This window comes from Nostoc sp. UCD121 (assembly GCF_014222285.1).
GTDB lineage: Bacteria > Cyanobacteriota > Cyanobacteriia > Cyanobacteriales > Nostocaceae > Nostoc.
Map to the genome: position 1 here is coordinate 1 of NZ_JACKZS010000001.1, position 13,845 is coordinate 13,845.

The window sequence follows — 13,845 nt, forward strand, 5'->3', positions numbered from 1 at the left end:
CTGCTCCCCCTCCCCTCTTCTGGGCGACTATTGCCCATAGGCAAGGTTTATTTTCTTTGCACTATGCCCCAATGGAATTAAGGGAAATCCTCTCACCCTTGTGGCAGCGACAACCAGTAGTTTTAATTGGCAGTGCCATAGAACCGGAAACTGAGGCTCCTCTTTTTCGACAGCGCGTTGGTTTGGACGATTTAACTTGCCTGAAATTCTCCTCGGAGAGTCAAGCGGAAGCAATTCAACTGTATGTACCCTATAAATTACCTCTACCTAACACGCCAGAATTTCAAGCGGCATTTATTCACAAAGTCCGCACACTGGTTTGTCTAAGTGCTACAGCACCAGGATTAACAGTTGTTTTGGTGGGAGATGTTCCACTCAAGGCTCAAGTGGCGACAATTTTGGCTTCAGAATTTGGTTCGCGGGTGCAGGTAGAAAAAACTTGTTTAGATGAAAATGGTATTTTGATTAGCGGTTGGGAATTTTGGCGAGAACATCAACGAGTTTTGCCAGCACCCCATCTGTTAATTATTGCTACTTTACCTTTACCGTCTTTAGAAAATCCGCTTGTAGCTGGTAGGGTAGCTCTTTATAAGCGATCGCATCAAGATTGGTTTCGTTTATATTTATTGCCAGCAGCCTTGAATGAATTACAAAGAGCGATCGCGCCAGTCCGAGAAAGTCAAGGCATTGTTGCTTTACTTGATAGTCGTGTAGTTAATCGTAGCTACGGCGCTCAAATTCTCACCGCCTTAAGTCCTCTCGCCCGCATTAACTATCTCGATCCAAGTTTGTTTTCTAATACCGATGAGGAAAATTCTGCTTAAGGTCATTCTCATGAGTGCTGTTAGCGTTAGCGGGCTGTTTAGCCCGTACTGGGTAAGGAATCTTACTTTTTTACTCAGAAATCAGGACTTGGAACTATTTTGTCCAATTCCAATTTACATTTTATGAAGGTAATGCGATTCATTACCTCTCTATAGCCATGATTCCTGGCAAGATAAATTTAGAACCTAAGTAAAATTTGAGTTGCTGATTATGGGTGAAGCAAAGCGTCGTAAAACTACACAAGGGGAAACATACGGTCAAGAGACTCGCATCTTGCCTTGGGTTCCCATCACAAAAACTCAAGCCGAACAATTTGTTAGTTTGACAAGTCGTGGTGCCTGGATAGGTATTGGTCTTATGGTTGTAGGATGGGCAACTATTCGTTTTATCGGCCCAGCATTCGGTTGGTGGGAAGTAGTCTACTAAATTCTGCTGTTAATTTTCTCGCTCCAAGAAACCTTGAATCTTACTCCCCTTTCCTTGTGGGCTATCCATTAGTCTTATGTTTAAGTGAGTTGGGTTTTGTTGATAAAGATCCGCGTAATGGATAACCCGCAAGCAAGGAGGGCATTAAAAGGAGCTAGCGCGATCTTTCCCCAAATGCAGAGGCTAGCAATAAGGCGTTTGCCCAAGTGAGCAACTAGCATGAGGAATACATGACTTTGGGAATCATAACTATTACCCGCACATAATATTACGAATTACGTTAGCGTAGCGGGGCGTAGCCCATTACGAATTAGCCCGATCGCAATAAACTTCACCAAAGCTATGATCAGCATGAATTTCAACCACTAGATCAACTGCTGTTGCATCTTTTACCAACGGCTTGATAAATAATTCCGGGTGAAGCGATCGCCAAAAATAATTGACAAATTCTTCTATCTCTGCATTGCTCATTCCCGACTTACCCGCAGCGATCATTTGCTGTTCTGCCTGTTTGCGCCACTCCAAAGAACAGCGATAATCGGTTGGATATAGCACAATTAAGCCGTCCAATCGATCCCACAGTGGTAAATAATCGTGGAGGCGAAGATTCATATCACGAGCAAATGCTCTATCTTCATTTGTGACAATTGGCGGTGGTGCAGTATCAAATACATGTGGGTTAATTGGTCGTACACCCACAAACCAACCTTCAAATAGTACAATATCTATACCTGTAACCATTTCTGAAGTAGTGCGATCGCCAGCGCCTTTGTATGCAGATTTATCAAAGCGGGGAACCATAACTGAACTTTGCGACTGACGAATCTGATCTAGTACATCTAAGCCTAAATCTACATCGTGGGTTCCTGGTGGGCCGCGCCAAATCAAGCGGGGATCTTGCTGTGTTAAGACCAAGCGATCGCTGTAAGTTTTATATAAGTCATCCAAAGATAAACTCAGAGTCCGGTATCCCAACTGATTCAAAATCAAACTGAGAACCTTAGACATTGTAGTTTTACCAGTGCCTTGTCCTCCTAATATTCCCTGAATCAGAGGGCGTTCCAACTGTTGGCGCTGCGATGCTAGTTTGATCCCCAAAGGCAGCCACAAGTCCCACAGTACTTGTAACATTTTCTTGGGTTCGATTTGGAGGGTAGTTTGGCAGAATTGGCTAAAACCTGGGAAGACAGATTTTAGTAAATGCGATCGAAAAGCGATCGCTTCATCGACATTTTCCGGCGCGATCCCAAAAGCTTTTGCCCTTAACCTATCTGCTAGTGCTGCTTCTCTTGCTTGCTTCTGCCAAGTTTCACTTACAGTTTCTGAAATTAAAATTTCACCCAACCACAAACTCATAATTTCCCCTTATGCCCCTCTGTCCCCTGTCCCCCTGCCCATTCTCACGATCCCAACTTAAAGGCTTCGAGAAACAGGCTGTAGGTAAAACCAACTTTGAGGAGATTTAGTGAGTCTACGAAGAGCGATCGCCTAGTAAAAAAGCTCTGACTGTAAAATATCCTACTGGTAACTTCCGTTAACACTACTAAAAAACCAGCTACTACAATATCTAATTCTGCCCGCTGACCAGCTGTAGTGGAAGCTGCGTTTCCCAGAAAAAAACCAAACAAAAAACTAATTATCAGCAACGATAATCGCCGCCAAGGATTTAAAAACCATTGCCCTAAGCGTGTAGCAATGGCATCCAACAAGTTATTCAGACGAGTGTTTTGCATCAGATAGACTTCTGGGAAAAAGTCAAGATATCTTGAAATATCTTTATATTATTAAAGAATATGTTGATTGTAGCCTAAGCTTATTTGTTAATATTATAGATATATGCTGGGTTTCCAGCGTTGATTGAAATTTCCATATTTTATCATCTTTAAGGAAGTACAAGCGCTTTCAAGGCTGCTTGTTCTAACCCAAGATGAAATATATTTATCATCTGGGCTGGCAAAAGACACTTTGTTGTCTCTGGTAGTATTCTCACAATATTTTTATTTTTCTATACAAATACATTGGCTAGTTTGGTATCTAATTTTCTTGTTTTTATCCAAGCTTACGGTCAATACACAAAGTAATTAGTGTCTGGAACTGTTGTGTTTCGGACATCAATGAAATAATTTTCTCCAAATATTTTCTAATCAAAATGATACTTATAATACATTGATGTGCTTAATCTGAATAAAATCTATCTTAAGCTACTTTTCATAATTGTCTTTCGTGATAATAGGCTACTATTTGGTCAAGCCTAGACAAAATATTTATTTCTAAAAACTATCAATATGAAATCTTTAGTGTATCGTAACGTCGGTGTTACAGCTTGTTGCTTGGGACTGCTTGTTGCTCTGGTGGGATGCTTTGGAGTGAGTGTATCCTTTGAGTCCGCAAACCCAGATACATCTTCACAACTTCCAAGTGAAACTCAAGAGTGGGAAATAACTTCCTCTAAACCTCTTTCATCTGAAAAAGGCATTTCCGTTAATCTATCTACTCCAACCAATAAAGTAGAACATAGTAGTAAAGAGAATACTTATCCTGTCTTAGCAGAGCGTGATAAATCAGCAAGCAAAGCTAAGAATCAAGGGACTTTGCGGATGAGTAATCAAACCAATCAACCTGTACGCCTGGCTCTACTGGCGCGAGAGTCGGTAGCAAAAGGCTCTGGTACTAAACAGGCTAACTACGATGTACCAGCACATTGGGATTTTGCCCCCCAAGAAGGTAGTGAGAAGGGATTGGTTCTATCCCTACCTCAGAATAATTTAAAGCTGGAAAAGGGAGATATTTTAGTTGCCTTCGCACAAGATGGCTCCCGTCGTTATTGGGGCCCCTATGTTGTCGGTGAAACTCAATTACCTAAATGGAATTCGCAAAGCAGAGAATGGCAACTAGTGCTGAGTCCATAATCTATAGCAATCAGAATTGAATCTTTTGTTTGAAAATGTGCTTATTAAGAGTTATGAAAACCTAGAAGCTGTAGGGGCAATTTATGTATTGTTCCTACGCTAATCAAGTACAGCTTTACATAGAATCGGTATGAGGATTGCTAAATAGTTACCATAGATAACTTCTGCATTTAGTCTTGTAGATTGACTTTTGTTTAATTTACTTTTACTATTAAACCCCATTATGGTATAGGGCTAGAGTAAATACGCTCATCTGATGTTGCTAATAAATAGAGCAATCAGGGCAATCTCGGAAAAACGACTTATTAAGCGTGCTCATTACATTGTTTGAAGTTATGTAGCCTTTTGATTACGGCCTATCAAACACTGCGGTAAACTATGCGTTGATTATGATTCTTTCGCAGAGAAGAACACTCGAAAGGAGCGGTTTTTTCAATGTCTCACACCGTAAAAATCTACGATACCTGCATTGGCTGCACCCAATGCGTCCGCGCTTGCCCTACTGATGTACTTGAGATGGTTCCTTGGGATGGCTGTAAAGCTGCTCAAATTGCCTCTTCACCCCGTACAGAAGACTGCGTGGGCTGTAAGCGCTGCGAAACCGCTTGTCCCACCGACTTTTTGAGCATCCGGGTTTACCTGGGCGCTGAAACAACTCGCAGTATGGGTCTGGCTTACTAAAAAGCTGGTGCCGAGTGCTGAGTGCTGAGACAAAAAGAAGTAAATCAAAAAAGCTAATTTCTTGATTCTTCACTCAGAACTCGGAACTCGGAACTTAAGACTTTGAAGTGTGTCAATATCAAGCACCTTTAGCATCGTAGAGTGGACACTACCTGCTTTACGAAATTTTAATTTTAGATTGGGGATAAAAATCTCTGGGTACTTAAATCCTAGAAGCGTATTTGTACTGTCAGGTCAAAAGCTGACTGTGAATCTGCTTTAAAAGCCCAAAATCCATAGCAATACCTAGTGGTAGAGGGAGTAATATTACTCCCTTTTTTCTTTGCAAAACGTCGAGTTTGTGCTAAACACTATACTGGATTTAATTATCCTGAAAAAAAGCGGTGTGAACAATGTGCGGAATCGTTGGATATATAGGCACTCAAGCGGCGACAGACATTTTACTGGCTGGGCTGGAAAAACTAGAGTACAGGGGCTACGATTCTGCTGGAATCGCCACTGTTTGGGAAGGTGAAGTTAATTGTGTGCGGGCAAAGGGCAAACTCCATAACCTACGTTCTAAACTAGAACAAATAGAAACCCCCGCGCAGATTGGTATTGGTCACACTCGTTGGGCAACTCATGGTAAACCAGAAGAATACAACGCCCATCCCCATTTAGATACGGCAAAGCGAGTGGCGGTGGTGCAAAATGGCATTATCGAAAATTACCGCGACTTACGCGAAGAACTTAAAGCAAAAGGTCACAAGTTTGTTTCTGAAACCGATACAGAAGTAATTCCCCATCTCATAGCCGAATTTTTAAAGAATATTCCCCCCTCATCTTCCTCATCTCCCTTCTTGGAGGCAATTCGCCAAGCTGTTAACCACTTACACGGGGCGTTTGCGATCGCAGTTATTTCTGCTGACTACCCCGATGAATTGATTGTTGTTCGCCAACAAGCGCCTTTGGTAATTGGTTTTGGGCAAGGGGAATTCTTTTGTGCATCTGACACGCCTGCGATCGTTGCTTACACCCGTGCGGTGCTACCTTTAGAAAATGGCGAAATTGCCCGTCTCACACCTTTGGGGGTTGAGATTTACAATTTTGCTGGCGACAGGTTGAAAAAACAACCCCGCTTGCTCAACTTCAATCCTGCATTGGTAGAAAAGCAGGGATTCAAACACTTCATGCTCAAAGAAATCCATGAGCAACCAGGGGTAGTAAGAGCTAGTTTAGACGCTTACTTCAATCCAGCCGAATCTACCGAATCACCAATCAATCTTGGCTTACCTGCGGATTTATACACCGATTTAGAACAAATTCAGATCCTCGCCTGCGGTACAAGTTGGCACGCAGCATTAATCGGAAAATATTTACTCGAACAATTAGCAGGAATTTCTACTCAGGTACATTACGCTTCTGAGTATCGCTATGCACCATCACCCATGACGGCTAACACGTTGATTATCGGTGTTACCCAATCAGGCGAAACTGCCGATACCTTAGCAGCTTTAGCGATGGAAAAAGAACGTCGCCAAAATAGAGAACCTAAATATCAAGCGCGACTACTGGGTATTACTAATCGCCCCGAAAGTAGCCTTGGTCATTTAGTACCCCACGTTATCAGTACCTTAGCAGGAATTGAAATTGGGGTGGCGGCGACAAAAACTTTTACCGCTCAACTGATGGCCTTTTATGCTTTGGCATTGGATTTAGCAGCGCGTCGTCAGACTGTTTCAAAAGACACATTAGATAAAATTATTAACGGGTTGCGGCAGATTCCTAAAGAAATTGAGGCAACTTTGGAAAGTCAGGAACGTTTAACTGAACAGCTAGCCCACGAATTCGCCGAAACCCAAGATTTCATTTTTATAGGAAGAGGAATCAACTTCCCCATTGCTTTAGAAGGGGCGTTGAAATTAAAAGAAATCAGCTATATTCACGCAGAAGGGTATCCGGCTGGAGAGATGAAGCATGGCCCGATCGCACTTTTAGATGCGAAAGTACCAGTAGTTGCGATCGCAATCCCTGGTAGTGTGTACGAAAAAGTTATTTCTAATGCCCAAGAAGCCAAAGCCAGAGATTCTCGGTTAATTGGCGTGACTCCCGTCAACGATGGCGAAGCTGCGGAAATCTTTAATGATCTTCTTCCCATCTCTCATGTAGAAGAGTTACTTTCTCCAATTCTGACAGTAGTTCCTTTGCAACTATTGGCTTATCACATTGCCGCCCGTCGCGGTTTGGATGTCGATCAGCCTCGTAACCTTGCTAAAAGTGTTACCGTAGAATAGTATAATTCTATACATAATCATTAATGAATAATGGCTTCTGAAGAACTTCTATGGCTTGCAGAAGCCATTTTTATGGCAATTGTTATAAGTATAATATATTTATTAATACTTAAGTAAGTATTCGCTGGATTTGCAATAAAGGGTAAAATTATCCAAATGCGATCGTTTCATACTACACCTGGTTTACAAAGCCCTGCCAGAGAATTTTTTTAGCATATCATCTGATTTAAACCTAGTACAAATTGATGATATTCAATCTATGACCATTGAATTTAATCTAGCCTGCCAAACCAGGCAAACCCCGCATCTGACGCAGAGCATTTAAGCAGGGCGGGCAATCGCAGCCGAATAAAGCTATGGAAGTTTCACTCTCTTCATCAGTGAATTCTAACTCAGGAAGCTCTTGGATAGAGGCATAGGCTAACTCTACAGCACTACCCTGCTCTAGTTGGGCTTCGGGAGCGGTAAACTCTATAGCTCTATCCTCATTTTGTTGAGCTTGGGCTGGTTTCACTCTTGATGTAGATGCAGAAGCAATAGTATTGCTAACCCTTATGCAGACCATTTTCTTCGTTGCTGAGTGGGGGGATTGTATGCAAGAAAGACGGTTGCCTGCTGCATCCACTGTCTGATTTGCTTGAGATGGTTGAGTCATCATGACTATAGAGATCACAGACGCAAACAGTGCAGGGCTAGAAAATAAAGTGAGGAGAAATTTGTTCATTTATTTAAAAAATTTTGTGACTGCTCACACCTTTAAATTATTACTGAGTAATTTCTATATAAATATAGTTGATATCTCAATAAATAAAAATAATAATGGGCATTTTACCAGAGTTTGTTTATAACGTCTAGAGAACTTAGAGCTAGCGAGGCTTTACCAGGGGCGTGCGACTCACGCTCATGCACTGATGCTACTAATTTGTGTTTATAAACTTCCTCTGGCAATACCCACGAAAACTTTGCGGTCAACCCATCAATTTCTGCACTAGTCAAACCCGGTTGCAAACTTTGAGCAACTTAGGGTGCTTTATTAGTTTGACCATGTTTGGTTAATCAAAACAGGTTTCTGTTGAGGCATTAACTGTTTGCCAAATTTGGCGTAGAGAGCCGGAATAACTAATAAAGTCAAAGCTGTAGAAGTAAATAAACCGCCCAAAACTACAATTGCTAAGGGTTGCAGAATTTCATTTCCAGCTCCACTGGCGATCGCCAAAGGCAGCATCCCTAGCGCAGAAGTGAGTGCAGTCATCAGAATGGCGTTCACTCGTTCTAGAGAACCGTTGATAATTACATCTTTGAGGAGCATTCCCTGAGCAAACTTATTGTTGTAATTGTCTACCAGCAACAAGCCATTGCGGACAGCAACACCAAATAGGGTAATGAAACCGATTAGAGAAGCGATCGAAATCACACCGCCACTCAAGGCAATGGAGATAATACCACCCACCAAAGCCAAAGGCAGATTGAGCATGATGGTGATCGTGGCGGAAAGGGATTTAACGGAGAAGAACATCAACACGGCAATCAAGATCGCTGCCAAGATACTAAATACCAGTAGGTTATTAGTAGCACGCTGCTCTGACTCAAACTGTCCACCGTACTGGATGAAGTAGCCATTAGGGAGTTTGATTTTCTGTTGAATTTGGGATTGAATATCGCCGACAACACTGCCCAAATCGCGCTCGGCAACGTTTGCCGAAACGACAATCAGCCGTGACACATCTTCCCGATTTACAACATTCGCTCCCATACCGTAGTCTACTTTGGCTACAGCACCCAGTTGGATGGTTTGCCCAGTTGGAGTAATCAGAGGAATAGCGCGAATGGCATCTAAACTATTGCGGGCTTTCTCCGTCAAGGATATAGAAATATCAATAAGCTGCTGATTTTCTGCTACTTGCGACACTACACGACCATTCAGGGCAGTTTCCACCACGTTGGATAACTGCTCCATACTTAATCCATAGGTAGCGGCTGCCGCACGATTGTATTGAATTTGTACCTGACGAATGGGTAGTTGGGGTTCAAGCTGCAAGTCTACAACCCCAGCGATGGGCTGAATCACATCTCGCACTTGTTCACCAATCTTTCGCAGTTCGATTAAATCCGGGCCAAAGATTTTTACAGCGATCGCACTTCTGACCCCCGACAGCACTTCATCCATGCGGTGGGAAATAAACCCGCCAATGTTGGGAGCAACACCGGGTAATTTAGTGAATGCCTCACGCAATTGTTTGATGCTGGCTTCGCGGTCTTGGAGGGCGCGATCGCTCAGTTCTACATCCACATGAGCCATACTGACTCCAGCCCCATCTGCATCTCCTGGAGCGCGTCCTACCCGCAATTGCACCCATTCATATAGAGGATTATCTTTGAGCGTATTAGATAACGCTATCCCAGCCCGATTGGTCATATCCAGCGAAACACCCGGAAATAAAACCATTGAATTGACCAATGATTTCTCCTGAAATTCGGGGAGAAACACCCGTCCCAAGGAGGGAACGATGGCAAAAGCAGCAACCAAGGCTGCAAGTGCTACACCCAAAATAATTTGAGGCCATCGCAGCGATAGATTTAGCAATGGACGATACAACCGTTCTGCCCAACGCGAAATGAATGTACCTTCTTGCGGTAGGGTTTGGTTTGCCAGCAGAATTGCACAGAGGGCAGGCGAAAGGGTCATGGCCACCAAAGTAGACGCACAGATTGAAAGCAAATACGCCCAACCCATTGGTGCAAAAATGTTGCCCTCAACACCTGTCAAACTAAAAATTGGTGCAAACACGACTACGATGATCACCGTGGAAAAAATCACGGCTAATCGCACTTCCACTGAAGTGTCATACACCACCTCGGAGGGATGCTTCGGGTTGCCCTGTGCCTGATTAGTTCGGAGTCCGCGATAGCAGTTCTCCATGTCCACGATTGAGTCATCCACAACTGAGCCAATGGCTACGACTAAACCGCCCAAGGTCATGGTGTTAATGCCCAAGTCAAAAGCTTTCATGAACATTAAGCCAATCAACAGTGACAGAGGAATTGCACTTAAAGTAATTACGGCGGTGCGCCAATTCATTAGAAATAACAGCATAATCACCGTCACGATGATGATGCCTTGGATCAGAGAACTACTAACATTACCAATAGCAGTATCAATAAAGTTAGACTGCCGGAACGTCCGCGCCACTTGCACATCAGGGGGAAAGCTTGGTTGCAAGGATTGCAGCACCACTTCTACTGCTTTTGTCACCGTGGGAGTATCAACATCAGGCTGTTTGTTAATCATCATCACCACAGCCGGCTGCCCATTAAAACTAGCATCCCCTCGCTTTAGTGCTGCACCCGTTTTTACTTCCGCTACATCTTTGAGCAAAATCGGTTTACCATCTTGCACCTTTACCACAGATTGCTGCAAATCTGCAACTGATTTCACCTGCCCAATACCGCGTACTAACAGTTCTTGACCGCCGCCAATTAAGAATCCACCAGGAGCGTTGGAATTTGCGCCTCTGGCAGCATTGGTCACTTCGGTCAGGGAAACATTGAGCGATCGCAATTTCTCTGGATCAACTAGCACCTGTTCCTGTCGTTCATCACCGCCGTAGATCGTAACTTGGGTGACTCCTGGCACAGACAAAATTTGGTTGCTCAGGGTAGTATCCACCAGACGGCGCAAATCCATTAGCGAGGTTTTCCCCTGCCCATTCACCGTAAAGGCATACTGTAAAATCGTACCCAACGGCGATGCTAACGGTGAAATTTCCGGCGGATGCACCCCTTCAGGTAACTGATTTGTCACCTGCTGGAGTCGTTCTGTTACCGATTGCCGGGCTTTATAAATGTCGGCATCCTGGTCAAACACCACCTGCACCATTGACAGCCCAACTTTGGAGGAAGAACGCACCGTAGTCACCCCCGGCAAACCATTCACCGCGCTTTCAATTGGCACGGTAATTTGTGATTCCACTTCCTCTGGAGCTAGTCCTGAAACTTCGGTTTGAATATCTACTTGGGGGGGAGCAAATTCGGGAAAAACGTCCAGTGGCATCTGTGTGACAGTGAATACTCCCCACAGCGTCACTAAAATCGCACAAGTAACAATAAGCCAACGCTGGGCAATTGAGTTTTTGAGAATCTGATTCAGAATGGAGTTCAACATCTCAATTAAACTCCTCCCTTGTTCTTGCGATTGCCAGCAATAATAGCGATCGCTCCGCCCACAAGCACAACTCCACCACCAACTCCTGCTAAGATACCCATCGGCAATCCGCCCGATTGCTGAGTTGTTTCACCAGCCTGTGAGACGAGATTACCGCTAGTATCATGGCTATGAGGTATTCCTTTAGCATCTGCCTGAGCATGGGCTGTATCAGTTTTAGGAGTAGCGATCGCGGCTGGACTGGGTGCTGTATCGGCGGTTTGGGTTTTACGCGATTCGGCATAGAGCGACAAACTACCTTGGGTAATGAGCTTTTCCCCAACCGACAATCCTTTGGTAAGGCGATCGCCTCAACTACAACCATCCACGCTGACTGTTGCAGGTTTTACTCTGGATACAGCAAACAATGTCCTACGAGTAAATTCAGATGGATCTACACCCCTAGTCATTCCCTTAACCACCAAAGAATTTCAGCTACTCATGTATTTGATGCAGAACCCCAATCGCATCATTCCCGGTAGCAAATTGCGTCAACAACTTTGGGACATGGATGAAGAACCGATTAGTAATGTAGTTGCGGCGCAAATGCGCTTACTACGTCGCAAGTTAGCAAATCATGGCTGTCCCTGCCCGATTGAAACTGTTCCAGGTGCTGGCTATCGCTTTAACTCCCAACTTCATTCTCAACCATGAATAGCTACTCACTTTTTCGGCGCAGTCGTCTGCGGTTAGCCCTCTGGTATGCCGGAGTTATGGGCGTGATTTTGAGTGTTTCTGGCTTGGGGATGTATCGAGCAATGGTTCAGACAAACTGGGCAGCAATGGAGCGCGAAATTGAATCAATTGCTGGAACTTTACACGATAGCGTCGAACCACTGTTACCGCCTTCCGAAGAACCGACTGCTGTGCTGCAACAAATTTTTCCTGATCTTTGTTTAAGTGGACAACCCTGCAAGGCTACGCCGACGCTGATTCAAAGGCACACCATCGGCATCAGCGATCGCACCACATATTATATTCGTCTATTCAATCATCAAGGGAAACTCCTAGCTTTTTCACCCAATCAACCGCTATCTCTGCCGCCAACTCTCAACCGCACTTCATGGCAAACCTTTCGCACGGCTAACGGTATTCGCTATCACCAATTCACCACGATTTTGCATAGTGCCAATACCCATACTTTAGCTAATGAAGCCAATGCTGATTCATCCTGGGGCTATTTGCAAATTGGGCGCACCTTAGAACATTTTGATGCCGAAATCAGGCGAATTCAATGGATTATGGCGATTGGGTTGCCTATTACCCTGAGCTTGGTCACTATTTCCAGTTGGTGGCTCTCAGGATTAGCCATGCAGCCGATTTACCAGTCCTATCAGCAACAGCAACAGTTTACTGCTAATGCTGCTCATGAACTGCGATCGCCCCTTGCTAGTCTCTTGGCAACTGTAGAAGCTATCCTCCGCATACAGCAATCAAATCAGCAAGATATCCAAATGATGCTCCATACTGTTGAGCGGCAGGGGCGAAGGTTGAGCCATTTGATCGCAGACTTACTCTTGTTGACCAGTCTTGAGCAAAATTCAGGTGCAAAACCTTTTCAGCCCTGTTGCTTAAATGATTTGGTGAGCGATTTGACCGAAGAATTTTTAGAGATGGCCACTGCTGCTGATATTAACTTAACCTGCCAAATTCCCACTTGCGAGATTTATGCTCTAGGTAATGAATCGCAACTTTACCGTTTAGTGTCAAATTTGATTGCCAATGCCATCCAGTACACGCCCAGAGGGGGATATGTAACTGTTAGCTTAGTCAAGAGTGATTACACTGCTGTTCTTGCTGTGAAAGATACGGGAATTGGGATTGAGCTTGCTGAACAAAAGCGAATTTTTGATCGCTTTTACCGTGTTGATGGCGATGCCTACGGCGGGCTGCGCCTACGCTCTCGTAAAACCGGAGGTACAGGGTTAGGGTTAGCTATAGCTGTGGCGATCGCCCAAAAACATCAAGCGAATTTGAGAGTTGAAAGTCAAGCGGGAATAGGTAGCATTTTCACGCTAGAAGTAAAAATTGTATTGGTTTGAGTTATTTTCAAATTCCAATGTGAGCGATCGCGCTCTCTGCGATCGCATTTGTACTAAAAGCAATTAGAATGTTCCCTTCTACTAGAGTGTTCCCTTCCCTGCGGGACGCTACGCGAACGACTCCGCTCAGGGAACGTTTTGTTTAGGGAACGTTTTGCTCAGGGAGCTTGTGAGAACAGGCGATTGCTTCACTGGTATTTGCGGCTGCTCCCTTCGACTCCCTTCGACTCCGCTCAGGGAGCATTTTTGTGTGAGGGAGCGTTCTTTGCTCAGGGAGCGCTCTTTTGGCTCAGGGAACGTTCTTTATAAGGAGAAAGCGATCGCATAAATTAGCTTATGGCTTATATCTACATTACTTATATTTGCTGAACTCAGATTGGCTGCTGTTCAAGTTTTACAAGAATTATAGAAATTCAGTAGGGGAGTGTTCTCTAAGCGGAGTGTTCCCTTCGACTTCGCTCAGGGAACACTAAAGCGATCGCGCAAAT

At 44.1% G+C, this 13,845-nt stretch carries 12 protein-coding genes; 7 read left to right on the plus strand and 5 right to left on the minus strand.

Annotated features, from left to right (window positions below):
* Together GNF10_RS00005 and GNF10_RS00010 are read left to right on the plus strand one after the other, a co-directional pair.
* Window positions 1–824: helicase C-terminal domain-containing protein (locus GNF10_RS00005; RefSeq protein ID WP_369009404.1), on the plus strand; the 824-nt coding region annotated here is incomplete at its 5' end.
* 211 nt (window positions 825–1,035) lie between these two features.
* Complete coding sequence (locus GNF10_RS00010) at window positions 1,036–1,251, plus strand: DUF2839 domain-containing protein (RefSeq protein WP_185585740.1); 216 nt, start codon at window positions 1,036–1,038, stop codon at window positions 1,249–1,251.
* Between the two features lie 303 nt (window positions 1,252–1,554).
* On the opposite strand, the gene GNF10_RS00015 is transcribed toward GNF10_RS00010, so the two are convergent.
* Window positions 1,555–2,607, minus strand: coding sequence for a glycerate kinase (locus GNF10_RS00015; RefSeq protein ID WP_185585741.1), 1,053 nt, complete (start codon window positions 2,605–2,607; stop codon window positions 1,555–1,557).
* Window positions 2,608–2,651: 44 nt separating this feature from the next.
* Window positions 2,652–2,984: a DUF565 domain-containing protein gene (locus tag GNF10_RS00020; RefSeq protein WP_185585742.1), complete on the minus strand. Its 333-nt coding sequence runs from the start codon at window positions 2,982–2,984 to the stop codon at window positions 2,652–2,654.
* Between the two features lie 552 nt (window positions 2,985–3,536).
* Here GNF10_RS00020 and GNF10_RS00025 point away from each other — a divergent pair.
* The 3 genes from GNF10_RS00025 (at window position 3,537) to glmS (ending at window position 7,114) form a co-directional block, all read left to right on the plus strand.
* Window positions 3,537–4,160 (plus strand): hypothetical protein, encoded by a 624-nt coding sequence (locus GNF10_RS00025; protein WP_185585044.1) that lies wholly within the window; start codon window positions 3,537–3,539, stop codon window positions 4,158–4,160.
* A gap of 435 nt (window positions 4,161–4,595) precedes the next feature.
* On the plus strand, window positions 4,596–4,841 hold the full coding sequence (gene psaC / locus GNF10_RS00030; RefSeq protein ID WP_012411495.1) for a photosystem I iron-sulfur center protein PsaC: 246 nt from the start codon (window positions 4,596–4,598) through the stop codon (window positions 4,839–4,841).
* A gap of 392 nt (window positions 4,842–5,233) precedes the next feature.
* Window positions 5,234–7,114 carry a glutamine--fructose-6-phosphate transaminase (isomerizing) gene (gene glmS, locus GNF10_RS00035; RefSeq protein ID WP_185585045.1) on the plus strand — a complete coding sequence of 627 codons (1,881 nt, stop codon included), beginning with the start codon at window positions 5,234–5,236 and terminating at the stop codon, window positions 7,112–7,114.
* Window positions 7,115–7,391: 277 nt separating this feature from the next.
* Here the strand turns inward: glmS and GNF10_RS00040 are convergent, their stop codons facing one another.
* The 3 genes from GNF10_RS00040 to GNF10_RS00050 all read right to left on the minus strand — a co-directional run bounded on the left by GNF10_RS00040 (window position 7,392) and on the right by GNF10_RS00050 (window position 11,569).
* Window positions 7,392–7,838, minus strand: coding sequence for a hypothetical protein (locus GNF10_RS00040; protein ID WP_185585046.1), 447 nt, complete (start codon window positions 7,836–7,838; stop codon window positions 7,392–7,394).
* 309 nt (window positions 7,839–8,147) lie between these two features.
* A complete protein-coding gene (locus GNF10_RS00045) occupies window positions 8,148–11,276 on the minus strand; it encodes an efflux RND transporter permease subunit (protein WP_185585047.1) in 3,129 nt (1,042 codons plus the stop codon).
* A gap of 5 nt (window positions 11,277–11,281) precedes the next feature.
* Complete coding sequence (locus GNF10_RS00050) at window positions 11,282–11,569, minus strand: hypothetical protein (RefSeq protein ID WP_260446038.1); 288 nt, start codon at window positions 11,567–11,569, stop codon at window positions 11,282–11,284.
* 13 nt (window positions 11,570–11,582) lie between these two features.
* On the opposite strand from GNF10_RS00050, the gene GNF10_RS00055 reads away from it, so the two are divergent.
* Window positions 11,583–11,969: a response regulator transcription factor gene (locus tag GNF10_RS00055; protein WP_260446039.1), complete on the plus strand. Its 387-nt coding sequence runs from the start codon at window positions 11,583–11,585 to the stop codon at window positions 11,967–11,969.
* A complete protein-coding gene (gene rppB, locus GNF10_RS00060; RefSeq protein WP_185585048.1) occupies window positions 11,966–13,357 on the plus strand; it encodes a two-component system sensor histidine kinase RppB in 1,392 nt (463 codons plus the stop codon). The genes GNF10_RS00055 and rppB overlap by 4 nt, the downstream gene beginning before the upstream one ends.
* The last annotated feature ends 488 nt before the right edge of the window (window positions 13,358–13,845 follow it).